Genomic DNA, 24,675 nt, shown 5'->3' with positions numbered 1-24,675 from the left:
TTATTCTTCTACAAATTTTCTATGTTTATCAGGTTATAAACACCTTTTTTAATTCAACAATTCTCCTTCTGTAAGCGTCCTTCCCTCTTCCACTACATTTGCAAGATGGATAATATTATTTACCACCTCTTCATCCGGATACATCACATATACCGGAGTATCCGGCATGGAGTATGAATAATCCTGCCCGTCATATCCCGTGGCCGCGACAGACTGGATCGTCCACTCGGCGCCTGTATCAAGCTGATATTTCACCAGAGAAGTCAACTGTCCCTGCGTTATATTGGTCTCTATATCCCGACTGACTTCATTAATGATGCTGTTCGCTTTCAGCAACATCGTCGGTGAGAGCGCTTTTTTCAGCATTGCAGTGATGACCGCCTGCTGGTTCTTGCCTCGCTGATTGTCTCCGTCTGCCAGATTGTGCCTTTCACGGCAGAACGCCAGGGCCTGTTCGCCGTTGAAGTGGTTGTATCCCTGTGCTACTTCCATCTCATAACCGGATTCCCATCCTGTAGTAAATGCATATTCAGAATATACATCTACACCGCCCAGGATATCCACAATTTCTATCAGAGAAGAAAAATTCAGTCTCACATAATAATTAATGTCTGTCTGATACAGTTCGCCCAAAGTTGCCATTGAAACGTCAATTCCATAGGTTCCCGCGTGAGTCAGCTTATCATTCATTCCACCTGACACGCCCGGTATCGGCACAAAATAATCCCTTGGGGTCGTAACAAGCAGGATCTGATAGGTTGTAGGATTGACAACCGCGATAATATTCACGTCGCTGCGCTCAGAATCTCTGTTCTCCCCATCTCTTTCGTCACCGTATACATCAAGTCCACTTATATATACAGTAAACGGTTCCTTCGTCAGGCTGTCATCCTCGGCAGAGCCCCCCAGATTCAGCTCCGTCTGGATTTCGTGCCGGTATATGATCTTGATCTGACTGCTGTAGCCTTCCACAGACTGATCCATTAATTCCGTATAGGATTGATTGTATAGGATTGCCTGAACCTCCCCGGACAACAGTGCCTGAGCCTGTTCCTGTACAGAATTGTACTCTGTCATGGCTATGTCCGTCTCCAGCTGATTCTGGATTTCCGTCACGGCCGCCTGCATGTTTTCTGTACCTTGTTCAAACTGGACTCCGAAGGAATAATCCGCGGCATCCTCCAGTGTCTCTGCCGGATCATTTTCAAGTACAGCGACTACCATACGGTCTGTCTTAAATCCTCCGCTTGTGATGATTCCAAGCACATCATTCGCTTTCGCAATATAATAAGTTCCTATGGAAAGAATCAGGATCGCCAGCAGACTGTATGCCTTTCCTATTACGCCTCTCCTTCGCCGGAGAGCCTGTGATGTAAGAGTAATACACCACAGAAAAAGCAGCACAAGTCCCACCAGCACAAGATATCTCATCGGAAGCATGTTGAGCAGTATCACCACTCCCATAAACGCTACACTGATGAGAGCCTGAAGGATCAGACAAAAATTTCCGAATCGGTTACGCCTGGACCGCCTTGAATGCGTTCCTGCAGTTTTATTCTTTCGTCCGGCTGATTCCGCCGGCTTGTGCTTCTTTGCCATGCCAAAACCCTTTTCTTACTTATCTTACTCCTGTTATCCACTACATCAGACATACAGCGGAGAAGGATAAACTCCTTTTTGTATCAGCCGTGCCACCGCTTCCTCCACGGCCTCACGGTCTTCTCTGTAGGTTACACCAAACCATTGATCCTCTGATTTCAGGACTTTTACTTCCAGATCACCTTTTTGCAAAAGGCTCCCGATGATCGTCGGCAACAGATACTCAGCCTTTACGTCCTCAGGATGTGTTTCCTTCAAAAAGGTATCAAACCCTTCTTTTAGGATCCCGAAAAATTCCGGCGTCAGTCCCCACATATTCATGGAGACCGGAGCGTCTGCATCCAGTTCTTTCATATTACCCTCTGTCCGGATCACCGCGCGGCATCCGTCCTTTTCAATATTATGTGTCTCTCTGATACTAGTCAACATACCGTCGGAGTCTACCTGACACACTCCGCGGGTCACCCCGCCATTGGCACTAAGAGTATTTTTCAGCACAAAGCTGATCATGCAGATCTGTATTTTACCAGTATCAGGAATGCTTGTCAAATAAGAATACGCCTCATGAAACGCACTTTTCCCGTAATAATCATCCGCATTGATCACCAAAAACGGAGTATCTACGATATCCCGGCAGCAAAGAACGGCCTGTCCGGTCCCCCAGGGCTTTGTCCTGCCTGCAAATTTTCCGGCATATTCTGTCGGAATATCATCCAGTTCCTGATATGCATAGCAGGTTTCAACCCGTTTTTCGATCCGACTGCCGATGACTTCTCTGAATTCTTTCTCCATCTCTCTTCGGATAACAAATACGACTTTGTCAAATCCGGCCTCCACTGCGTCATACACAGAATAGTCCATTATGATCTCACCATTAGGCCCAACAGGTGCAAGCTGCTTAAGTCCTCCGCCAAATCTGCTCCCGATCCCGGCCGCCATGATCACAAGTGCCGCTTTGCTCATGGATTACTTCCTCCTAAATTCAATTGAGTATTTTCTGCTTTCCTGCTATTCCCCCAGTCCGTCTTCCACCAGACGGACCATCTCTTCCAGCGCCGTTTCTTCGTCTTTTCCTTCGCAGATGATCTCGATCTCATCTCCACTTTTAATACATGCTCCAAGTATACTCAGGACGCTCTTCGCATTCGCTGTCACATCTTCATGACGTGTTTTCTTACACACCGTGATCTTGCTCTCAAACTGCATGGCTGTTTTGCAGAACAGACCAGCCGGCCTCAGGTGAAGGCCAGTTGGATTCTTGATCTTCACTTTGCCATTAACCATTCTGTATCCACTCCTTGTATTTTCTTGTTCAAGACTAGCCGGTATTCTCCGCGCCGTTCTGTTCTTCTTCCTGCTTTTCCTCCACTGTCAGCCGGACCGTCACATTTTCCGTCAGAGTGATTCCGTCAGGCACATCTACCTTCACAGGAAGCGTATAGGTGCCCGGCGTAGTACATTCCGACATATCCACAGACACTGCATTGCTGATATCCAGTGTCTCTAAAACATTCTGTTCTCCGCTGAAACGGAATCTGATCTCCGCGTCCGGCTCGTAGCTGACCTGGAGATTTTCCGCCAGATTGTTGATCTTTATGGAACTTACAAGGAAATCTATGGTCCGGGTTCCTGATTCTTCGATCATCGCAGTGATCGTAATATTTTTCGCGTTGTCATCCGTCAGGCTGACACCATCCGGAAGATACTGGGTAATATCTATCGTTCTTTCCAATGGTTCTGACGCATCACTGATATCAATCACAGAAGCCGGAATTCTGATCGACTCCACCTCTTTCAACGCGTCACTTTTCCCGCAGATCTGGACACTCTCCGGTTCAATCCTGCTTCCGGTATATTCATATCCTTCCGCCGGCGTTCCCGAGACCTCTACTTCGACAGGCACTGTTTTCATCTCCAGAACTTCCACAGAAACCGTGATCCCGTCCTCCCCCAGATTGTTCTCAAGCTGTCCCTGGCTCACCACATTTCCATACACGTCATAGAGGATCAGATCGGCTGTTACCTGAGTATCTTCTGTTATATCCCCTATATCGATCTGAGCCACTGCCCTGTCTATCTGTTCGAGCGTTGATTCCGCTCCCGTTATGGTAACAGTCTCAGGTCTGACTGTCATATTCCCCAGCATATACCCTTCCGCCGGTGTAGTATCATCCGTATCCACGATCAAAGAAAGTACTTTCTTTCCTGATTTTTCCCGCTGTATCTGAATATTGGGCGGAATAGACTCGGCCGATTCATAGTCACCGGCATAATCAGGGATCTGTATCTTAACGGGCACAAGCCCTGTACTGGTATCCATATCCCGGATATCCGCCGTCGCCACGATATCTTCTCTGTGTATCTCCTGCTGTACCTGTCTGCTTGCGTAGACTACTACGCTTACTGTCTGCTCGCCTACGACCTGATATACGTCGCCCGCGGATGTTATGATGTCGTCGTTCACGATTGTCACAGGAATATTACTATATGTCTCTCCTGTAACCGGATTGTCAAAATTGACTACGATCAGCCACAGAAACGCGGAAAAGATTAGCGCTATAATCTTCAGGCCCAGATTGTTTGTGATTCTGTACTTCTTCATCTTCTGCGCCATCCTTTCCGTATAGTGAATTTCTTAGGTTCAGAACTCCTATACTGAATCCGGCTCAGCCTTTCCCGCAGTTCTTCCCGCTTCACTCCCCGGGTAAGGATTCCTCCCATCGCGACCGACACCAGTCCGGTCTCCTCTGACACAGCGATCACGAGAGCATCACACACTTCACTCATGCCAAGAGCCGCTCTGTGTCTTGTTCCCAGATCTTTACTGATAGTCATATTGTCCGAAAGAGGGAGATAACAGGTGGCAGATGTGATCCTGTTGCCTCGGATGATAACAGCTCCGTCATGAAGCGGAGTATTATGCTCGAAAATATTGATCAGGATCTGAGAGGACACTTTACAATCCAATTCGATACCCGTCATTTCATACTCATTTAACTGGATAGCCTGCTCTACAACAATAAGAGCGCCTGTACAGACACTTCCCATCTCATAGCAGGCTTCCACGATACTGTCCGCGGTCTGATCAGAAAATCTCTGATTCTCTCTGCTTCTGTCAAAAGGATTAATATTACTGAGAAGATTCTTCTCTCCCAGTTTTTCCAGAGCCCGGCGAAGTTCAGGCTGGAATACGACAACAGCCGCTACAGCAAGTACATTGATAGATTGTGCCGCCAGATACAGGATCGTATGCATTTGGAAGATCCATGCCAGAAGTATAAAGACTCCCAGCATGATAATCCCTCTCAAGAGCATCCATGCTTTTGTATTTTTGATCCACAGCATGATCTCATATACGATCACTGTCAGGATCAGGATTTCAATCGCATCCATGATCTGTAGATTCGGAAAGTACATGCCGTTTGTATAATTGTCTAAAAAACTTTTGATCCAGTCTATCATGCTGTGTCTCACCACCTTATTGCCCGGTACACTCCCTGCTGCCGGAGCTTTCTGTTATGTATCCAGACCTTTTATTGTTCTGTCTTATCCTCATCCAGCCCCAATTCCTTGCTGAGACTTCTTGTAAGCAGAATATCATCGGTATCACCCGTGTGTTCTTTCAACGAGTCCGGCGTCCCCCTGTCAATGACTGTGGTCATCTGAGACTGTCCGCCTGTAATGCGCTTTACTCTCTTTTTGGGGACAGAAACACCGATTTTCGGTACTGCTTTTACATAATAGTAGTACTCATCATCTTCAAACTGAACGGTTTCTGTTCTGGAATAGTCAACAGAAAAGAAAAGAAATTCCAGTACCAGTCCCACAGCCACGCCCAGCACCGCGCTCACGATTATCACCACATATGATATGCTTCCATTTAAAACAATATTTCCTGCAGACGCGACGATCACACAGGCCGCTGCCCCGGACGCGGACGCTATCTTCCACGCGTGATCGATAGCGCGTGTTCGTACAAGATTGACAGTCAGAATCCCGATCAGGACAGCCGCGATCATAAGCCACATTTCTTTTCCTGTCAGCATCTGTCTCGTAAAGCTTGTCAGGCTCGATATCATCCCGTCCGCGTCCGCGCTTTTCAGCGCTGCCGCGGAGGCCTTTACGATATCTACCATATAGAAAGAAATGATTCCGCAGGCTGCCGGAACGATCCAGACAGGAGTTCCGAGAAGGCCAAACGCCACCGGAACGACAAAAGGGATCTTCAGTCCGAAAGCGATCGCGGATATAAGGACCAGCCATGCCTTTTTCGGAGTAAAGCGGAAATAAAAAATATACATCAGCAGAAAGATCACCAGTGATACTATGGCAATCGGCAGGGAAAGTGCGTAAAAATGCACAAGAATCAGAGCTGTCGCCGCGAAGACCGTCACGATCACAGGAAGAAACGTGCAGATCACCGCAAGACCGACTGTGCAGAAAATGGAGGAAGCCATTTCCATAAAACCGATGTTTGAATTGATCAGTCCAAAAAGGATCAGCCCCATCACGAACTGTGTTCCCTTAAGAATATAAATGGAATATGCCGCATATATTTTCTGCAGCCTTTCTCTCCAGACAAGTAATGTACTCATGACCTGTTTATCTCCTTTTTATCATTCATCTTCTCGATCCGCGAGAGATCTCTTATGTACTTTTTCACTCTCTGTTTCGCGCGGATATGTTTTTTCTTATAAAAACTGCCTGCCCCGATACCATATATGATCAGCAGGGCCAGATACGCTCCCACAGCCACAGCCAGCAGAATGAACAGTTTCACGAAAGTAAGATCTTCCATCAGAGGCTCGCCATAGCCGATGAACAACAGCCCTGCCAAAAGCGCGAACCCTACTGTCACCCAGATCAGTGTGATCCACGTATTCAGTGTAGAGTAATCTTTCCTGTAATAACTGTTGATCTTTATATCTTCATCTCCACATTCTTTCTCATAGATCGCGGCTCTGGTCATCAGACGTATCTTCTTTTTGTCCAGCATAACGTCCTGCACGTCCCTTCTGTGTATTACTTTTATCTATTATTTTAGTCATTATGAATTAGTATATCATATACTCAGATACCTTGTCCAATGCTTACGGTCAAAAAGTAGACATTTTGAACTCCCGCCGCCCGTAGCATTCTGGCAGCTGTCTGGAGCGTCGCCCCGGTCGTGTAAATATCATCGATAAGAAGTACGTTTTCGGGAGCATTCCAGTTCTTTGCAACAGCAAAAGCTCCCGACAGCTCCCGGGCCCTTCCCCTTCTGTCAAGCTCTTTCAGCGGCACTGTCTTCCTGATCCGGAAAAGCACATCCGAACGGCACGGAATCCCCGTAAGGCGAGCCAGCTCTCCTGCTATGATTTCCGATTGATTAAATCCCCGTTTGCGTCTCCTCGAAGTATGCAGTGGGATGGGGATGATCTCATGGATCTTCCATTTTCTGATCTGACATCCATAATTTTCCTTCAGTTCCCCGGCAAAAATTTTTCCAAAATGCCTTCTGTTCTGATATTTAAAACGGTAAATTGCAGACGGGACAGGGTCCCGGTGCAGCCACAGGCTCCGTCCCTGAACAAACCAGGATTTTTCTTTGCCGCAGTCCCGGCAGTATTCCTCTGATTCATCCTGTAAAGGCTTTCCGCAGCGCATGCAGCGGGGTTCCTGCACATATATGATTTTCTCCCTGCATTTTGCGCAGATCCCCGGCGGAGAAATTGCTCCGCAGAAAGGGCATACCGGCGGATAAAGCAAGTCTAAAGTCCGCTCTGAAACCTTCTCTAAAAATCTCCCTGAAATTCGACGATGTGTTCTGCCAGACTGGTATATCTTGACTGCTCGTTTTTGTTCTGTATCATTTCCTGAAATACTGTATCACTCCCTACAATGGTCAGGCACTTCTTTGCCCTCGTCACTGCCGTATATAACAGGTTCCGGTTATACAAAAGCCTCGGGCCCGGAAGAAGAGGAAGGATCACCGCCGGATACTCGCTCCCCTGGGATTTGTGTACTGTGATCGCGTACGCCAGCTCAAGTTCTTCTGCCATTTCAAAACCATATGTCACTTTCCGACATTCATCAAACTCTACCTCTATAGTCTCTGTATATTGACTGATCTCCGTAATCACGCCCATATCTCCATTAAAGACTCCGGTACCACTGTCCACTGTGAGTCCGAACTTTGTCTTCACTTCCCACTCCAGCTGGTAGTTGTTCTTGATCTGCATGACCTTATCCCCCTCCCGGAACAGCCGTCCGCCGATCTCGCACTCTGCTTTCCGGGGATCTTCCGGATTCAGGTACCGCTGGAGGATTCCATTCAGCCGCTCCACACCCAGCATCCCTTTTCTCGTCGGAGTCATAACCTGGATCTCACTCGGACGGGCATGCACATAACCGGGCAGCTTTTTCTGGATCAGCGTAATTGTTACACCGATAATGGTGTCTGCGTCGTGCCGCTTCAGGAAGAAAAAATCCCGGCTCTTGTTATCCAGCACCACCGGCTCTCCCGCGTTGATCTTATGAGCGTTTACCACAATATCGCTCTCGCCTGCCTGTCGGAAGATCCGGGTCAGCGTTACCACCGGAAAACATGCGGACCGGATCATATCCCGAAGTACGCTTCCGGGCCCCACTGACGGAAGCTGATCCACGTCACCTACAAGGATCAGCCTCGTCCCCGGCACGACCGCTGACAGCAGAGCATGCATCAGCGGCAGATCTACCATAGACATCTCATCGATAATGATCACGTCTGCTTCCAGTGGATTCTGCCGGTTTCTTAAGAAGCCTCCCACACTGTTCTCCTCTTCCGGATTCACATTCACCTCCAGAAGCCGGTGGATGGTCTGGGCCTCATACCCCGTAGCTTCTGTCATCCGTTTGGCGGCCCGGCCTGTAGGCGCGGCCAACAGGATGCTCATACCTTCACTTTCAAAAAAACGGATCATTGTATTGATCGTGGTCGTTTTTCCGGTACCCGGGCCTCCTGTCAGGATAAGCAGGCCATGTCTGATCGCTTCAATGACTGCCCGGTGCTGCATAATATCCGGTTCGATCTGTTCCTCCCCCTCCACTTTTTTCAGACGGCCTTCCACCGCGGCTTCTGATATCTCACAGTCGATATTAAGCTCATGGAGCATCTTCGCAGTATTCAGTTCCAGATAATAATAGTGAGCCGGATAGATCCGTATCTCTCCGTCAGCTTCCTTCATCACTGTCTTTTTCTCGATGCAGAGGTCCATGACATGCTTTCCGATGTCCGATATCTCCACTTCAAGCAAAGCCCCCGCTCTTTGCGTCAGAACATCCTGGGGCAGATACACATGTCCTTCATTTACAGCCTGCTGCAGCGTATAGAACAGCCCGCTTTTGATCCGGTAATCTGAATCCGTATGTATACCAATACGGGAAGCGATCTCATCCGCTGTCCTGAAACCGACACCGTCTATATTGTCGGCCAGCTCATAGGGGTTCTCTTCCAGGACTCTATATACGCGCATACCATAATACTGGTATATCCTGGCCGCCAGCTTTGTGGATATTCCGTATTTCTGCAGAAAGATCATGGCTTTGCGCATATCCTTCTTGCTTTCAACCTGCACCGCGATCTCTCTCGCCTTCCGCTCGCTGATGCCCTTTACTTCAGCCAGCCTCTCCGGCTCCTCCTCTATAATACGGAACGTATACTCCCGGAACTTTTTCACGATCCTGCCGGCCAGAGCAGCACCCACTCCTTTAATGGCTCCTGATCCAAGATACCTCTCGATCGACACCAGGTCTTCCGGCTCTTTCTCTGTGTATGAGGTAACCTTCAGCTGCGTCCCGTATACATTATGATGAACATATTCCCCGGTCAGTTCCAACATCTCACCGTCGCTGATATAGTTAAAATTCCCTACACAGGTTACCTCTCCATCATCATTTTCCAGATGAAATACTGTATACCCGTTGTCCTCATTCCGGAACACAATGTGCCCCACATATCCTGTAACTGTTTCCAACTCTTTATCCTTTCCCGCATGAACGCAGAACAGGGATGTGCCCCGGTTCTCACATCCCTGCTTAACGTCTTAACTTAAAGATCCCGTCTTCCGCTCATGAACTCTACAAACTGCCCGGTGCCGATGGCGACTACCTTCATGGGATCTTCCGCGGTCATCGTATTGATCCCGGTCTTCTCTTCGATCAGCTCCTCCAGTCCTCTGAGCATTGCTCCGCCGCCTGTCAGGACGATCCCCCGGTCAAGGATATCCGCAGACAGTTCCGGGGGGGTCTGTTCGAGTACAGAAATGACAGCTTCCACGATCTGGCTTGTGGCCTCCCTCAAGGCCTCCTCCGTCTCAGAAGATGTCACTGTGACCGTTTTCGGCAGACCGGTCACAAGATTTCTCCCCCGTACCTCCATCGTCTCTTCTTCCACAAGAGGATATGTTGTCCCGATCTTGATCTTAATGTCCTCCGCGGTTCTTTCTCCGATGAGAAGATTATGTTTCTTGCGCATATACCGGACGATGGCCTCGTCAAAATCATCTCCCGCCACTTTGATCGAAGTGTTCACCACTGTACCACCCAGCGAGATCACCGCGATGTCCGCAGTACCTCCGCCAATATCTACGATCATATTCCCGCAGGGCTTGGCGATATCGATCCCCGCCCCTATGGCAGCGGCCACCGGCTCTTCGATCAGGTGCACCTCTCTTGCTCCCGCGGCAAAGGTCGCTTCCTCTACGGCTTTTTTCTCTACCTCGGTCACTCCGCTTGGCACACAGATACTGATCCGAGGTTTCTTGAATGTCCGTTTTCCAAGTGCCTTCTGAACAAAATACTTGATCATCTTCTCCGTCACTGTATAATCTGAGATCACGCCCTGACGCAGCGGGCGGACCGCTACGATATTGCCCGGAGTCCTTCCAAGCATCATACGCGCCTCTTCCCCGATCGCCTTGATCACATTTGTATCCCTGTCAAATGCCACGACAGACGGTTCTTTCAGGACAACACCTTTTCCTCGGACATACACTAATACACTGGCGGTTCCCAGATCTATCCCGATATCTACCGACATATTCAATTCTCCCTTCTAAATCTTTATACTCTTTCCCGTAAACTCTGTATTTCTTCCCTTTTATAGGCCTTTCTCTGTTCATTGTAGGGCGGATACCGCCAGATTTCCCCGCTTCTGCCAGTCCGCATCACTAGTATAATCGACTTTGCAAAAAATGGGAACCCCTTTCCTTACTTTTTCAGCATCATATCTATATATTTCCCGGTATATGACTTTTCATTCGCGGCCACTTCTTCCGGTGTTCCACAGGCCACTACGGTTCCTCCCCGGTCACCTCCCTCGGGGCCGATATCAATTATATAATCCGCTGTTTTGATCACATCCAGATTATGTTCGATCACGATCACGGTATTCCCGTCCCCGGACAGCCTCCGCAGAATATCGGTCAGTTTATGGACATCCGCGAAATGCAGACCCGTAGTAGGCTCATCCAGAATATAAACCGTTTTCCCAGTACTCCGCTTGCTCAGTTCTGCTGCCAGCTTGATCCTCTGAGCCTCCCCTCCGGACAATTCTGTGGAGGGCTGCCCAAGCCGGATATAGGAAAGTCCCACATCGTTGAGAGTCTCCATTTTTCTCCGGATGCTGGGGACATGTGCGAAAAATTCCAGTGCTTCTTCTACCGTCATATTCAGTACATCATAGATCGTTTTGCCTTTATATTTTACTTCCAGCGTTTCCCTGTTATACCGTTTCCCTCCGCAGACCTCACACGGCACATATACATCCGGCAGGAAATGCATTTCGATCTTCAGGATCCCGTCTCCGGCGCACGCTTCACATCGTCCGCCCTTTACATTAAAGCTGAACCGTCCCTTTTTATACCCTCTTGCCTTCGCATCCGGCGTAGCCGCAAACAGATCCCGGATCAGATCGAATACACCGGTATAAGTGGCCGGATTCGACCGGGGAGTCCGGCCGATAGGCGACTGATCTATGGCAATTACCTTATCCACCTGATCAAGTCCCTCTATTTTCTTATGTTTTCCCGGTATGGTACGGGCATGATTTAAATCCCGCGCCAGCCTTTTATATAAAATTTCATTCACCAGCGAACTTTTTCCGGAACCGGACACCCCGGTCACACAGGTCATTACACCCAGAGGAAACGCCACATCGATATCTTTCAGATTGTTCTCTTTCGCGCCGATCACTTTCAGCCATCCGGCCGGCTCTTTTCTCTTCTCCGGGACCGGAATCCTGATCTTTCCTGACAAGTATGCCCCTGTGATGGATTTTTTATTTTTCATGATCTCCCGGGCGTTCCCCACTGCCACCACTTCTCCGCCGTGCTCTCCGGCTCCGGGACCGATATCTACGATATAATCCGCGGCAAGCATGGTGTCTTCGTCATGCTCTACCACGATCAGGGTATTCCCCAGATCGCGGAGATGTTTCAGTGTAGCCAGGAGCTTGTCATTGTCCCGCTGATGCAGACCGATACTGGGCTCATCCAGAATATATGCCACGCCCACCAGACCGGATCCAATCTGAGTTGCCAGACGGATCCTCTGAGCCTCTCCGCCGGAAAGGGTTCCGGTGGCACGGGCCAGCGTCAGATAATCAAGTCCCACATCCATGAGAAACTGGATCCTTGCCCGTATTTCCTTTAAGATCTGCCCGCCGATCATCATCTGGGTCTCTGTCAGTTCCAGGTTTTCCAGGAATCTCTGGAGTTTTTCAATAGAAAGCGCTGTCACTTCCGCTATATTTTTCTCCCCCACTGTCACAGCCAATGCGCCCGGCTTCAGCCTCTGGCCGCCGCAGGCATGGCAGGGAGTGATATTCATAAAGGTCTCATACTCCGCTTTGACGGACTCGGAACCGGTCTCCCGGTATCTGCGCTCCACATTTTTGATCAGTCCTTCAAAAGCCACGTCATAGACGCCTTCTCCCCGCTGGCCTTTATAAAAAACTTTCACCTTTTTCCCGTTTGTCCCGTGGATAAGAACATCGTGGATCTTTTTGGGATACTTTTCAAAAGGTGTATCCAGATCAAATCCGTACTCTCTGGAAAGGGCCTCCAGGATCGCGTGAGTAAAGCTGGACCGGTCCGTACAGGACTGCCATCCCATAACCGCAATGGCGCCTTCATTGATAGAGAGAGACGGATCCGGGATCATCAGTTCTTCCGCAAATTCCATCTTATAACCCAGCCCGAAACATTCCGGGCAGGCGCCGAAAGGATTATTGAAAGAAAAACTCCTGGGCTCGATCTCCTCGATACTGATCCCGCAGTCCGGGCAGGAAAAACTCTGGCTGAAATTCATCGGTTCCCCGCCGATCACATCCACTATCAGCAGTCCTTCTGCCAGATGGAGCACATTTTCCACAGAGTCTGTCAGCCTTTTTTCGATCCCCTGCCTGACGATAAGGCGGTCCACGATAATTTCGATATTATGTTTGATATTTTTGTCCAGCGAAATCTCCTCGGACAGCTCATACAGATTCCCGTCTATCCGTACTCTGACATAGCCACTGCGTTTTGCCCGTTCCAGAAGCTTTGCGTGGGTACCTTTTCGTCCTCTTACTACCGGTGCTAACAGCTGAAGCCTTGTCCCTTCCGGCAGGGCCATGATCTGGTCCACCATCTGATCCACTGTCTGCTTCACGATCTCCCGGCCACATTTTGGGCAATGCGGAATACCCACTCTCGCGTAGAGGAGACGGAAATAATCATAGATCTCCGTCACCGTCCCCACCGTAGAACGGGGATTGTGGTTGGTAGACTTCTGATCGATGGAGATGGCCGGGGAAAGTCCCTCGATGCTCTCCACGTCCGGTTTCTCCATCTGTCCCAGGAACTGCCTTGCGTAGGAAGACAGTGATTCCATATATCTCCGCTGCCCCTCGGCGTAGATCGTGTCGAAGGCCAGGGAAGACTTCCCGGAACCGCTTAAGCCGGTCAGGACCACCAGCTCATTGCGGGGAATGTCCACATCTATATTTTTCAGATTATTCTCATTCGCGCCCCGGATCCTGATATACTGCCGGGCGTCCATTTTTGTTCCCATGTATCTATTTTATTCCTCCTGTAAAATATCTCCATCATCGAAAGCATGTCATTCCAGATCGTTCAGGATCTTCTTCAGATCGATCAGCTTATCCCGCAGCTCTGCCGCCGCCTCGAAATTCAGTTCTGCCGCCGCCTTCTTCATCTGTTTTGTCAGATCCCCGATCAGCTTCTCCAGTTCTTTCGCGCTCATGGACTCCGGATCCTTCTCCATGCGCAGCTCTTCTGCCGCCACTTTCCTGGAGATACTGATCAGATCGCGGACTGACTTCTGGATCGTCTGAGGTGTGATCCCATGTTCTTCATTATATTTCATCTGGATCTCACGGCGGCGCCGCGTCTCATCGATGGCCATCTGCATGGACTCGGTCACCGTGTCCGCGTACATGATAACATGTCCCTCGGCATTTCGTGCCGCTCTTCCGATGGTCTGGATCAGGGATGTTTCAGAACGAAGGAACCCTTCCTTGTCCGCGTCCAGGATCGCCACAAGAGTAATCTCCGGGATATCCAGCCCTTCACGGAGCAGATTGATCCCCACAAGCACGTCAAACACATCCAGACGCATGTCCCGGATGATCTCGGTGCGCTCCAGTGTATCCACATCTGAATGAAGATACTTCACCCGGATCCCCACTTCTCGCATATAGTCTGTAAGGTCCTCTGCCATCCGCTTCGTCAGAGTCGTCACCAGCACCTTGTTTTTCTTCGCTGTCTCTTTCCGGATCTCACTGAGAAGGTCATCGATCTGTCCCTCTACCGGACGCACGGACACTTCCGGATCAAGAAGCCCTGTCGGACGGATCACCTGTTCTGCTCTCAGAAGCTCATGCTCCTCCTCGTAGGGTCCCGGCGTCGCCGAGACAAACATGACCTGATTTATCTTACTCTCAAATTCTCCAAAATTCAAGGGACGGTTGTCCTTTGCTGAGGGCAGACGAAAACCGTAGTCCACCAGCGTTGTCTTTCTGGACTGGTCGCCGTGATACATCCCGCCGATCTGAGGGATCGTCTTGTGGGATTCATCGATCATCATGATGAAATCATCCGGAAAGTAGTCGATTAATGTATAGGGCGGCTGTCCCGGAGCCAGCCCTGCCAGATGCCGGGAATAGTTCTCGATCCCGGAACAGAATCCGGTCTCCTTGAGCATCTCGATGTCAAAGTTTGTCCGCTCCGCAATGCGCTGCGCCTCCAGAAGCTTGTCCTGGCGCTTGAACTCTGCCACCCGTTCTTCCAGCTCTTCCTCTATGTCATGTACTGCCCGCTTTATATTCTCTTTGTCGACCACATAGTGGGAGGCCGGGAAAATCGCCACGTGTTTTAACTCATCCTTAATCTCCCCTGTCAGAATATCAATTTCTGTAATCCGGTCCACCTCGTCGCCGAAGAATTCGACACGCACCGCTGTCTCGCTCTCGTAAGCCGGAATGATCTCCAGAACGTCCCCCCGTACCCGGAAAGTTCCACGGTGAAAATCCATGTCGTTGCGGTCATACTGAATCTCGATCAGTTTGGCCATCACCTCGTCCCTGTCTTTGATCATGCCGGGACGCAGGGAGATTACCATGTTCTGGTAATCCACAGGGTTTCCCAGTCCATAGATGCAGGACACACTGGCAACGATGATCACGTCCCGCCGCTCGGTCAGCGCCATTGTAGCAGAAAGCCGGAGTTTATCGATCTCATCATTGATAGAAGAGTCCTTGGCAATGTATGTGTCTGAGGACGGGACATAGGCCTCGGGCTGGTAGTAATCGTAGTAGGAGACAAAATATTCCACCGCGTTATCAGGGAACATCTCCTTGAATTCTCCGTACAACTGAGCAGCCAGTGTTTTATTGTGGGCAATGACCAGCGTTGGCTTGTTCAATGCCTGGATCACATTGGCCATGGTGAAAGTCTTACCAGAACCCGTAACCCCCAGTAAAGTCTGGCATTGATTGCCTTCTTTGAACCCTTTTACAAGCGCCTCGATTGCCTGCGGCTGGTCGCCGGTAGGCTGATACGGGGCCTTTAAAACGAATTTATCCATAGCGAAATCTCTCCTTTGTGACTTTTGATATGTTCAATATCAGCCATCCTCAAAAAATTCATTCGTAACGAAAATGTCAAAATAATAGCCTTATAGGACACCATTACGAATCCAGAAAGGCAAAAGTCACAAAACGCTTTTTTGAGGACTAAATAGCACAAGATAACCTTAACGGACAGAGCACCTCGAAAAACCTCCGGCCTTTTTCTGCCCTTTTCGCACATTATAGCAAAGATAACGATAAAAGTATATAGGATGAAAATTAAAAAAAGCACAAATGTTCGAGTGTACATCTGTACTTTTTTATCATTTCTTCTTTATATTGTTGTCATGCCGCTATTAAATATTCCTCGGCCGCCTCGTCTATTTCCTTCAGATCGGAGTAATCGTAGTATTTCTCTTCCCGGCTTTCCGGAAGGACTTCTTCCATAAATGGTTCAATCGCATATAAGCAATCTTCAATGATCTCTGCAGTATCCCCATAAACGTCTGCCGATATAATCTCTTTTGAATGTCCTAACATATGCGAGATTCCTTTGATATTAAAGTCATGCTTCAAAAGAATGGTCGTATATGTATTTCTTAGCTGATGGAAATGAATATCCGGAAGGCCCAGTGAAGCAAGCAGCTCTTTAAAATATTTGTGGTGATAGCTTTTACTTCTCGGATTTCCATAAGTGGAACAACAGATGTAATCCCAGTCACGGAACTCTTTGCTCCGCCGTCTGCGGTTCTTCTCGTAAATCCGGCGCTGTTCCAGAATTGCCTCAAACACATAATCCGGGATCGGTATCTCTCTGATACTGGACGGAGTTTTAGGCTTGATCTCCTGTTTTGTCAGCATTTTAGGCGGCACATCCTCTGCTTTGGAATTTGGCTTTTTCCCTAACTGCCGCTGTATTTTCAACGTGCGGTTGATATAGTCCACATCACTGTATTTCAGTCCGTTGATCTCTCCACGCCGCAGGCCCATCAGAACTGCAAATAAGATCTGCATATGGATCGGCGTCGCTTTGCTCGCCTCTACCAACTGAAATACCTGCGGGAGCGTCAGAGTCTTGCTTACATCTATCTTTAATTCACGGTATGGTTTTTTCTTTATCTTCTTTGGCAGCGGAACACCCTCCGCAGGATTTACCGCTATTACATTCTTCGACTTCGCATAATCCAGTGCAGTATTCATAACGGTTTTCGCCAGCCGTGCAATAGACTCGTATTTCTCCGCAATCGAATTATACAGCTTTCTGATATATCCCTGGTTCAGCGTTGCCATATACATTTTTCCCAGTTGCGGATTCACGTAGTTGTAAACCACATTTTTATAGCCATTGTAGCTGTTATCCGCTATCCGGGGACGCATAATCTCTTCCAGCCAGAACTCCATGAAGTCCGCAACTTTAATCTTTCCATATACAATGTAAGTTCCTGCATGAAGCTGCCCGATGATCTCATCTCTCTGTGCATTTGCCTCCCGCTTGCTGCAGAACCCGGCGTGCTGCTGGGTAGTATCGGAACCATCTGCAAATTTCAGCAGGACACGGAACCCGTAGCCTTTCTTTATGGTCGTAACAGAATACACTTTAAATTCCACATATTTTTTAAAGTCGAATTTCTTCATCGGTTATCCCTCCGTCCCTGTCCGCTCCGGAACAAACGTATCATTCATAAATGCGATGATCTTATCTTTCTCATCCATGACCTCACAGTAGTATTCGTAGGTGGTATGAATGGAATTATGACCTAACAATCCGGAGATCTTTACCAACGGAACGCCCCTCTCGATCAAAATGGTCGCAAACATATGGCGCAGCCCGTGGACAGTGATAACGGGAAGTCCGTTTCTCTCGCAGAGTTTTGTCAGCGCCTGATTCATGGAGCTTAACCCTCTCGGCTTTCCGTCCTCCCGGCTGCTGACATACCCATGATCTTCATAATTTCCGGCGTACCATTCTTTCTTCATCTCTACATAATGGAGCCTGCGCTCCACTTCTTTCATGATCGCCTTTGGAACTTTCAGTATCCGGAAACTGTTCTCTGTTTTAGGATCACGCTCGACAACCGTATATTCTTCAATTTCAAATCCTTCTTTTACTTTAGGGTTTGCCACTAACTGACGGCTGATCCTGACGGTATGTTTTTCAAAGTCAAAATCACTGAATTTCAATCCAAGGATTTCTCCTTTTCTCAGGCCGCAGAACAATCCCATTAGAATTTCCAGATACCATGGATTCTTACTGGCCGCCTGCAGGAACACTTTCAGCTTCGCTTTACTGAATATTCTGATCTTAGGCTTTGTCCTCGGATAAAGCTTTGTCTCCGGAACCGGATTATAATTGATAAATCCGTCAAACAGAGCGTCTTTGAATGCCAGACTCAGCAGTTCTCTTCCTTTATTACCTGCCGAAGAACAAATTTTTGACACCTGCTCCAGTAGCTGATCCAGATATTCCACCGTAACAAATTTCAACTTTATGTCTGTCTCCATACTGGGCAGGATCAATTCATACAGTGTATACGATCCCAACATTCTTGTCGTTGTCTCAATCCGCAGAGAATAAATATGTTCAAACCAATACTGAAGATATTCTCCAAACATAACTTCTTTGCTCTTTAAAAACGCAACTTGAAATTCTCTCTGTTTTTCCCGGTAGCGCTCCTCATATTCCCAGTAGCTTTTCTCTGCCTCTTCCGGAGTCTTAAAACCACCCTTTTTGCTGTATTTGGTGGTCAGATCATCCATCAGTTCTTTCGTCCTGTGATACCAGGAATTTCCTTCAAAAAAGACAACCCTTTTTTCTTCCTGTACTTCTTTCTTTTCAGCTTTTGTCAACTGATTGTTTTGATTCATTGATTTCACACCTTGCTTTTCCTATTCCCCGTATAGCCATCTGTCAAACAGGGCACATGGAATTCTATATAATTTCCCAATCTTGATGACACGGAACGGTTCCTGCTTTTGAAAAACCTCATCCAGAAATTCGTAGGTTTTTGATCTCCCCAGTCCAAGCAGTTTCTGGATGTCCTCCGCCTCATATACTTTCTTTGATATATCAGTAGAATCTGTCATGACTGCACCTCCCTTCGCTGATCAGGCAATAAAAGGACTGTACGCCTATAAAATAACGCATAGTCCTCTTACCGTCCAATGTGCGATTTTCTTCAATCGCATACTTGACAAACTGATTTTTCCTGTTCTCAATAATATTTCTTCCTTATTAAATAATCGTATCCCTGCCGCACATTACAAAACATACACGTTTCCTTTATTGTTTGGTTCTGATCTGCCCGGATGATAAAATGTTCCTTTGAATTGTAAAATGGTTTTGCACACACCGGGCATAAACACATCAGAACCGGCTTGTCCAGTTTTTTGATTTCCATGCTTGTGCGCAGCGCTTTCTCTACTCTGTTCATCTGATCCCGGTTTAATCTGCCAACATAATCATCCAACCGCCTTTTATCCACTGTCCTGATCTGCTCCAACAGCACAAAGGACTCTTTCTCCAGACCACTGATTCCGTTTATCGGCACATGTGTCGGCAGCTTTGTCTTTGGCTGGCTCGTAATGGCCGCAACAATAACCGTTGGACTGTGCTGATTTCCCCGGTTGTTCTGGATGATCAGCACGGGGCGGTATCCGCCCTGCTCACTCCCGAAAACAGGATTCAGATCTGCGTGATAGATCTCTCCACGCTTCATTACTTGTTCTTCCACAATCGCATCTCCTTCCGCTATACGCCTTAAAACTTTCTCTGTCCGTAAGGCGTTCTCCCGCTCATTGGAAACAATCACTTAGAACGGATATGTATCAGCCGGACGCAAAGCATTTCTCTGTATCCGGCTACCATAAATGCCTGTTTCAGCCTATTTGTCCTCGACGCCCCGGCTGTTATCGCATATATTTCATGCAGGGAAATCATCAAGCGGCTGACTGCTGATCAGCTCCACGGGCCTGTACCCCTCTGAGGTTCTCCCAAAGCTGCCCTCACTTGTTGCGACGCTCTTAACGCTCGACTTTATGACCGGACAGGAGTATCATGATACCTGTTGCCTGTTATCGCCTTATCAGTAGCAATCTGACAATTATAGCCGGGTATTTCCCGCTCCCCGGACAGATAAAACAGCCGCAAACCGATTCTTCTATATTAGGTGGGATTTCGCTGCCTTTATCCGTCCGGATCATGGCGTACCCGCTAACGTGGCTTACGCTCATCACGATAGCAACAGGAACGTACTTGATGAATGGGTATGAACTTTTCAAGGTCCTTGCCCGCTCTTCCCTTACGAAAAAACAGGCGAAAGATTAGCTCTTCCACCTGTTTCCTCAGTCTCAAGCGATTTTTCTACCCGCTATTCTAAAAGTTTTTTCAGTTTTTTCTCTGCTGCTGTCACAGACTTTGCTATGGCCTGGAAAGAACAACTTTCCATCTCTGCGATCTGCTCATAGGTCAGTCCGACAAAGTAGTAAAGGACTAACCGGCGTTTCTGAATTGCAGGCAGCATGGATATGGCAGTATAAAGTTCTTCCAACGCAATCTTCCGGATTGCCTCATTCTCTGCAGATTCTCCCGTCTGTCCGGAGCGCCTGTGTAAAGTGATATCATAGATCTCTGACTGTTCGATATGCCGGTCAACGATATTGAGATGTCTCAGATCATCCAGTTCAAAACTGTCAAACGCCTCATATAATTCTCTGCTGATTTCCATGCAATGCTCTTTTCTTTGTCCATCTGCAAACTCTATGTAATATTTTCCATCTGACTCAAATATACTATAAGGATTATATTTGTCCTTTCTTCTTTTGGGGTGGTTTCCCTTCATTTTCTTTTCCTCCGATCTGAAATTTTTTGAAAGTTCAGATCGAAGCGGTGGCCCCCGCTCCCTGTAAGAAAGGAAAAGACTCTTTAAATCATTACAAAAAAGGCGTACCTGTTTTCTTCCAGATACACCCTCTCGCAGATTTATGTAATCATTTGTAAAAAATGGTGAGATTAAGCAGAACTTTGTCGAATAAAAAAACGCCGCAACTCTTATAGGAATTACGACGAACTGACAAGAAAATAATTTATTTTTTGATCGGTATGTATTCTGCCCTACTCTTATGCAGTACTTCCCCTTTCCAAAAGAGGAAGGAATACGACATATCGATACATTATTCTCCTCTTATTTTGACAATAGGAGAAGTATACTGTAGAAAAACGATGGTTTAACTATGATATGCCTACATTTCTGTTAAAAGAATCGCAAATTATGACAACAAAAAAACAGCCTAACCGACAAGATCAGACTGTTTTTCATCCTACTTAGCCTCGAAGCAGTATCCTATTTCACGCACACACCGGATCTCAAATTTCCGATCCGGGCAGGCTTTGTATAGTTTTTCTCTTAATTTGCATACATGGGAGCCAATCGTGTTGTTCTCTATATCCTGTACATAATTTCCCCATATCTTTTGATAAATCTGTTCGTATGTAAGAACCCTCCCTTCGTTGGCAGCAAAATAATATAATAGGTTAAATTCTTTTGTAGTTAAAGATACTTCCCGTTTCCCGCAATATACCTTTCTTTGATCCGGAAGTATTTTAAGATTTGGAAAAGATATTGTCGGGGCGTAGTTTACCTCATATTTTTGAAAATCTGGATATTTGCGAAACACTTCCATAATTTCATTAAAAAGACGGGTTTCATTTTCTTTAAACTCTGCAACTAATAAACGTCCTATATCGTTTCCCTTCTTTCCATTTTTGCTCTCAATTTTTCTAGTATGCAATTACCAAACTACCGTTATAATCTCAATAAGACATCTTTTATTTGTAACATCCACAAAGAAACGGCGATCTTGATTACTCAAAACCATCGTAGGGATACGTATATTGAAAGCGCGAAAATAACCTGCCCTGCAACGGTTTTTACCCATTGGGTGGGGCAGATCGTTTCTTATGTGATTTTCAGATTTCTACTTTTGCTATTGCGTTGTGATATTCTTCTTCAACGGAAGCAAGGTATCGTTCCCGAAACGCCGCTATCGCAGCATTATCCGAAGCCACAAAATATCCTCGCCGTGTTTTTTCAATCACGCCATGCTGTTGTAGTTCACGGAATGACTTTCTGACAGTTTCCGGGCTGCTCCCGGCCTCTTTTGCAAGGTCTATGTATGAGGGCAGCTTGGCTCCCAACGCATACTCGCCATGCAAAATACGAAAGAAAATCTCATTGGCAAGGCGCTGATACACTTTTTCGCGTACATCAATGTCCCAGCCCATGTAATGCCTCCTTATCCGAACGCTCTTTTTACTTGTAAATTTTTTACTTTAATTAAGGTTACCTGTTTGCACTTTGGGCAATAAAGAGGAAAATTTTTCAGTTCTGTATCTTGCCGAATCTGCAATCTAGTTTTATTTCCACAGACAGGGCAACGAATCCAATTTCCATTTATCATTTACCATTACCTCCCAAAAAACATTTATATAATATTAACAACTAAAGGCCGAGAACACAAAGCTGTCGCTGGGGTACTCGTCCAGCGTGGAGAGCTTGTCCCATTGGGCCGGGGAAATATCCTCTAAGGATGTTTGCCGGTTACGGTATCGCTGCATTTCCCGCAGGTAGTCAATGGCTTCATGGTATAGAACCAGCTTGCAGTAATGGTCGAGTTGGCAGCGTTCCACATAGTCAGGGGTGTATTCGTTCATCTTCTCACCCCCGATCTGCGGGAGAATGAGAAGATTAAGCTGTTTCCACCGCTCCTTTCATCGGTGGCAGTACAACGGCCCCGGCCCGCACCGAAAAACCGCAGAAAACAACAAATTTCGCCCGGCAGGTCGCAGACCCACCGGGCGAAAGTGAAAGCAATATGAATATGTTTTACATAGTATAGTTCATACTCATGGCCGCTTGTCCCCGTTGCCGGGAACGGGCTTTTTTTGACAGTACATAGCCTGTCGTATTCTGTCGAAACGCTCTTTGCTTCATGGCGGCTCCCTCCGTGGGCCGCCGATCCCGCCAGCGTCAGGGCGTCGTCGGTATGAGGGCAAAAAGAACGGCGGCCTTGATTTGTTCAAAGCCGCCATAATTTAATCAGGCATGGAAAAATGACTGCTGAACGACGGCTTTTTTCTTTTGCCGTCGTCCGGCAGGTTATTGTTTATGAAGATTTTGCTTATCCCAAAGATTTCAGGTTGTTTCTATACTCAAGCATTTCTGCTTCGTCTACCGTGTCAAGGATATGTTGTAATTCACTAATTACTTTTTCACGCTCCTTTGGCAGAAATGCTGTTACAGGATAAAAATTGGATGATGTATTCGCAAGTAGATGTGTTCTGATTTGAAGATTTTGGATGAATACCTGCAATTCTTCAATTCTTTCTTTTTCCCCAGCGGGTACAAATTCGCCTCTCTTTGCCATTTCATAAAGCTCGGTATCAGGGAATAGTGTCAAGGAGTCCACGGATATAAAATAGGGATTGAGCTGACTAAACAGCCTTGCACTATTGACAGCGTTACGATACCCGTTTCCTTTACCTGCAAGACCGGTCATATAAACAAAGTAATACTCAATGCCTGCCTCGTCCAATTTCCGGCACTGTTCAACAATATCATCAGAATTATATCCTTTATTGGCAAGTAACAGGGTTTGATCATCGCCACTTTCAGTCCCAATACTTAAACCGTTGATCCCCGCAGCACGAAGTTTCCTAAGCTGCCAGACCTCTTTATTTTTTATATCCCGAATACTCGAAAACATGGCCATCGTCTGGCACTTAATCAAGTAGTCCCTAACCGTCCATGCTCTAAGCCTTAAATTTTCGTAACTCATAGCAAATGGGTTTGCACCTGTCCAAAAAATTCTTCTGGCGTTAGGCTGATATGTTTTAATTTCGGCTAAATCCTCCTCAAACTCCTCCATTGGAGACATCCGAAAGCACTCATGGTTATAAAGATTGCAAAATCGACACTTCCGATAAGTACAGCCAGATGTTGCCTGTATGATAACAGAGTGAGCTTCATAAGGTGGACGCCATGTTCTTCCTGTAAAATGCAAAGCGATCCTCCTATCATAAATGTTTTAAGTTTTTGCGGTAATGGCGCAGTTCTTCTTCACTAACATTTGCAATGATTTTATCCAAAGTATCCAGCAGCTTTTGTTTGTCACGAGGCAACTCACCCATAAGCTGGAAAGCATTGGATGCCCCCAAAGCGCCAAACATCGTAGGAATTGTCAAATGTTCAATCAAGGTTCTTACTTCTTTATACTTTTCTAACTCGCTTTCTTCTGTCCAATTTCCTTTTTGGATTTCCTGATAAAGTTCCGAGTCAGGATAAATTGTAAGCATATTTGCGCCAACTTCGGTAGGGTGAAGCTGGTTGCATACTTCCGCCGTTGCTTTAGCACCAATTTCGCCTCGCCCCGCACCTGATATACTTGTAAGATAGAAAAAGCTATAATGAATACCGGCACGGTCAAGACGTTTGCATTGTGTTACAATATCGGCAGCAAGATACCCTTTGTTCATAAAGCGCAAAGCTACATCGTCTCCAGTTTCAATTCCAATCGTCAGGCCATCATAACCCGCTTTATGAAGTGAGGCCAGTTCATCGTCTGTTTTTAATGTAACGTCGGTAATACGGGCAAAACTTCCGATTGTTTTACAGCTTGGAATATATTTGTGAACCAAATCGGCAATTTCCATTAGCCGCTCAAACTTCAAAACAAAGGGATTGGCCCCCGTGAGAAAGGTACGGTCAAATCCAAACCCTTTCCATCGCTTAATCGCGCTTGCTGCTTCCTGTAAATCAGCTTCAATATCCTCCATCGGGGACATTCTGAACTTGAAAGGCAAATCATTATAAAGCGTACAGAATTTGCATTTATGGTGTGTACATCCAGCGGTAACTTCCAGTAATAAAGAAGAAGCCTCATAGGGTGGCCTCCAAATTGTTCCTGTATAGTGCATATTGTTTTCCTCC

At 47.0% G+C, this 24,675-nt stretch carries 23 protein-coding genes; all 23 read right to left on the bottom strand.

What is annotated here, in order from left to right:
• Positions 1-48: 48 nt before the first annotated feature.
• Positions 49-1,599, bottom strand: a complete 1,551-nt coding sequence (locus BQ7367_RS09910; protein WP_072525286.1) for an LCP family protein — start codon at positions 1,597-1,599, stop codon at positions 49-51.
• Positions 1,600-1,644: 45 nt separating this feature from the next.
• Positions 1,645-2,562 carry a sugar phosphate nucleotidyltransferase gene (locus BQ7367_RS09905; protein WP_072525285.1) on the bottom strand — a complete coding sequence of 306 codons (918 nt, stop codon included), beginning with the start codon at positions 2,560-2,562 and terminating at the stop codon, positions 1,645-1,647.
• Between the two features lie 45 nt (positions 2,563-2,607).
• Positions 2,608-2,883: an HPr family phosphocarrier protein gene (locus BQ7367_RS09900; protein ID WP_072525284.1), complete on the bottom strand. Its 276-nt coding sequence runs from the start codon at positions 2,881-2,883 to the stop codon at positions 2,608-2,610.
• Positions 2,884-2,917: 34 nt separating this feature from the next.
• Positions 2,918-4,201 (bottom strand): CdaR family protein, encoded by a 1,284-nt coding sequence (locus tag BQ7367_RS09895; protein WP_072526168.1) that lies wholly within the window; start codon positions 4,199-4,201, stop codon positions 2,918-2,920.
• Positions 4,198-5,061, bottom strand: a complete 864-nt coding sequence (gene cdaA / locus BQ7367_RS09890; RefSeq protein WP_072525283.1) for a diadenylate cyclase CdaA — start codon at positions 5,059-5,061, stop codon at positions 4,198-4,200. Before cdaA ends, BQ7367_RS09895 begins: the two co-directional genes overlap by 4 nt.
• Positions 5,062-5,132: 71 nt before the next feature.
• Entirely contained in the window at positions 5,133-6,194 is a 1,062-nt protein-coding gene (locus tag BQ7367_RS09885) for a hypothetical protein (RefSeq protein WP_072525282.1), read from the bottom strand.
• On the bottom strand, positions 6,191-6,595 hold the full coding sequence (locus tag BQ7367_RS09880; RefSeq protein ID WP_072525281.1) for a hypothetical protein: 405 nt from the start codon (positions 6,593-6,595) through the stop codon (positions 6,191-6,193). The genes BQ7367_RS09885 and BQ7367_RS09880 overlap by 4 nt, the downstream gene beginning before the upstream one ends.
• Positions 6,596-6,669: 74 nt before the next feature.
• A complete protein-coding gene (locus BQ7367_RS09875; protein WP_328586525.1) occupies positions 6,670-7,347 on the bottom strand; it encodes a ComF family protein in 678 nt (225 codons plus the stop codon).
• Positions 7,348-7,373: 26 nt separating this feature from the next.
• Positions 7,374-9,596, bottom strand: coding sequence for an SF1B family DNA helicase RecD2 (gene recD2, locus BQ7367_RS09870; RefSeq protein ID WP_072525280.1), 2,223 nt, complete (start codon positions 9,594-9,596; stop codon positions 7,374-7,376).
• A 74-nt stretch (positions 9,597-9,670) separates the two neighbouring features.
• Entirely contained in the window at positions 9,671-10,660 is a 990-nt protein-coding gene (locus BQ7367_RS09865) for a rod shape-determining protein (RefSeq protein ID WP_072525279.1), read from the bottom strand.
• A gap of 170 nt (positions 10,661-10,830) precedes the next feature.
• Positions 10,831-13,674 carry an excinuclease ABC subunit UvrA gene (uvrA, locus tag BQ7367_RS09860; protein WP_072525278.1) on the bottom strand — a complete coding sequence of 948 codons (2,844 nt, stop codon included), beginning with the start codon at positions 13,672-13,674 and terminating at the stop codon, positions 10,831-10,833.
• A 48-nt stretch (positions 13,675-13,722) separates the two neighbouring features.
• A complete protein-coding gene (gene uvrB / locus BQ7367_RS09855; RefSeq protein ID WP_072525277.1) occupies positions 13,723-15,708 on the bottom strand; it encodes an excinuclease ABC subunit UvrB in 1,986 nt (661 codons plus the stop codon).
• 328 nt (positions 15,709-16,036) lie between these two features.
• Positions 16,037-17,326 (bottom strand): site-specific integrase, encoded by a 1,290-nt coding sequence (locus BQ7367_RS09845; protein WP_072525275.1) that lies wholly within the window; start codon positions 17,324-17,326, stop codon positions 16,037-16,039.
• 3 nt (positions 17,327-17,329) lie between these two features.
• Positions 17,330-18,556, bottom strand: a complete 1,227-nt coding sequence (locus BQ7367_RS09840) for a site-specific integrase (protein ID WP_072525274.1) — start codon at positions 18,554-18,556, stop codon at positions 17,330-17,332.
• A gap of 21 nt (positions 18,557-18,577) precedes the next feature.
• Entirely contained in the window at positions 18,578-18,775 is a 198-nt protein-coding gene (locus BQ7367_RS09835; RefSeq protein WP_072525273.1) for a helix-turn-helix domain-containing protein, read from the bottom strand.
• Positions 18,776-18,903: 128 nt separating this feature from the next.
• Positions 18,904-19,422, bottom strand: a complete 519-nt coding sequence (locus tag BQ7367_RS09830) for a type II toxin-antitoxin system PemK/MazF family toxin (RefSeq protein WP_072525272.1) — start codon at positions 19,420-19,422, stop codon at positions 18,904-18,906.
• 636 nt (positions 19,423-20,058) lie between these two features.
• Positions 20,059-20,529, bottom strand: coding sequence for an RNA polymerase sigma factor (locus BQ7367_RS09820; RefSeq protein ID WP_072525270.1), 471 nt, complete (start codon positions 20,527-20,529; stop codon positions 20,059-20,061).
• Between the two features lie 478 nt (positions 20,530-21,007).
• Positions 21,008-21,478 (bottom strand): winged helix-turn-helix domain-containing protein, encoded by a 471-nt coding sequence (locus BQ7367_RS09815; RefSeq protein WP_083582487.1) that lies wholly within the window; start codon positions 21,476-21,478, stop codon positions 21,008-21,010.
• Positions 21,479-21,656: 178 nt separating this feature from the next.
• On the bottom strand, positions 21,657-21,971 hold the full coding sequence (locus BQ7367_RS09810; protein WP_072525269.1) for a GntR family transcriptional regulator: 315 nt from the start codon (positions 21,969-21,971) through the stop codon (positions 21,657-21,659).
• Between the two features lie 11 nt (positions 21,972-21,982).
• The gene (locus BQ7367_RS09805; protein WP_072525268.1) at positions 21,983-22,147 is read right to left on the bottom strand and encodes a cysteine-rich KTR domain-containing protein; all 165 of its coding nucleotides are present in this window, start codon (positions 22,145-22,147) and stop codon (positions 21,983-21,985) included.
• Positions 22,148-22,181: 34 nt separating this feature from the next.
• Entirely contained in the window at positions 22,182-22,400 is a 219-nt protein-coding gene (locus BQ7367_RS14345) for a hypothetical protein (protein ID WP_143142981.1), read from the bottom strand.
• A 467-nt stretch (positions 22,401-22,867) separates the two neighbouring features.
• Positions 22,868-23,749: a radical SAM protein gene (locus BQ7367_RS09800; RefSeq protein WP_072525267.1), complete on the bottom strand. Its 882-nt coding sequence runs from the start codon at positions 23,747-23,749 to the stop codon at positions 22,868-22,870.
• A gap of 13 nt (positions 23,750-23,762) precedes the next feature.
• The gene (locus BQ7367_RS09795) at positions 23,763-24,662 is read right to left on the bottom strand and encodes a radical SAM protein (protein ID WP_072525266.1); all 900 of its coding nucleotides are present in this window, start codon (positions 24,660-24,662) and stop codon (positions 23,763-23,765) included.
• Positions 24,663-24,675 lie beyond the last annotated feature (13 nt).

Source organism: Clostridium sp. Marseille-P3244 (assembly GCF_900120155.1).
Taxonomy (GTDB): Bacteria; Bacillota; Clostridia; order Lachnospirales; family Lachnospiraceae; genus Mediterraneibacter.
The sequence above is the reverse complement of the archived record's forward strand: the minus strand, read 5'-3'. Positions and strand labels throughout refer to the sequence as shown.

Coding starts and splice junctions, on each gene's coding strand:
- BQ7367_RS09810 (WP_072525269.1), bottom strand. CDS start 21,971: ATGGGCTGGGACATTGATGTACGCGAAAAAGTGTATCAGCGCCTTGCC.
- BQ7367_RS14345 (WP_143142981.1), bottom strand. CDS start 22,400: ATGAACGAATACACCCCTGACTATGTGGAACGCTGCCAACTCGACCAT.
- BQ7367_RS09895 (WP_072526168.1), bottom strand. CDS start 4,201: ATGAAGAAGTACAGAATCACAAACAATCTGGGCCTGAAGATTATAGCG.
- BQ7367_RS09840 (WP_072525274.1), bottom strand. CDS start 18,556: ATGAATCAAAACAATCAGTTGACAAAAGCTGAAAAGAAAGAAGTACAG.
- BQ7367_RS09845 (WP_072525275.1), bottom strand. CDS start 17,326: ATGAAGAAATTCGACTTTAAAAAATATGTGGAATTTAAAGTGTATTCT.
- BQ7367_RS09795 (WP_072525266.1), bottom strand. CDS start 24,662: ATGCACTATACAGGAACAATTTGGAGGCCACCCTATGAGGCTTCTTCT.
- BQ7367_RS09885 (WP_072525282.1), bottom strand. CDS start 6,194: ATGAGTACATTACTTGTCTGGAGAGAAAGGCTGCAGAAAATATATGCG.
- uvrB (WP_072525277.1), bottom strand. CDS start 15,708: ATGGATAAATTCGTTTTAAAGGCCCCGTATCAGCCTACCGGCGACCAG.
- uvrA (WP_072525278.1), bottom strand. CDS start 13,674: ATGGGAACAAAAATGGACGCCCGGCAGTATATCAGGATCCGGGGCGCG.
- BQ7367_RS09880 (WP_072525281.1), bottom strand. CDS start 6,595: ATGCTGGACAAAAAGAAGATACGTCTGATGACCAGAGCCGCGATCTAT.
- BQ7367_RS09905 (WP_072525285.1), bottom strand. CDS start 2,562: ATGAGCAAAGCGGCACTTGTGATCATGGCGGCCGGGATCGGGAGCAGA.
- BQ7367_RS09835 (WP_072525273.1), bottom strand. CDS start 18,775: ATGACAGATTCTACTGATATATCAAAGAAAGTATATGAGGCGGAGGAC.
- BQ7367_RS09900 (WP_072525284.1), bottom strand. CDS start 2,883: ATGGTTAATGGCAAAGTGAAGATCAAGAATCCAACTGGCCTTCACCTG.
- BQ7367_RS09910 (WP_072525286.1), bottom strand. CDS start 1,599: ATGGCAAAGAAGCACAAGCCGGCGGAATCAGCCGGACGAAAGAATAAA.
- BQ7367_RS09820 (WP_072525270.1), bottom strand. CDS start 20,529: ATGAAGGGAAACCACCCCAAAAGAAGAAAGGACAAATATAATCCTTAT.
- BQ7367_RS09865 (WP_072525279.1), bottom strand. CDS start 10,660: ATGTCGGTAGATATCGGGATAGATCTGGGAACCGCCAGTGTATTAGTG.
- BQ7367_RS09805 (WP_072525268.1), bottom strand. CDS start 22,147: ATGATAAATGGAAATTGGATTCGTTGCCCTGTCTGTGGAAATAAAACT.
- cdaA (WP_072525283.1), bottom strand. CDS start 5,061: ATGATAGACTGGATCAAAAGTTTTTTAGACAATTATACAAACGGCATG.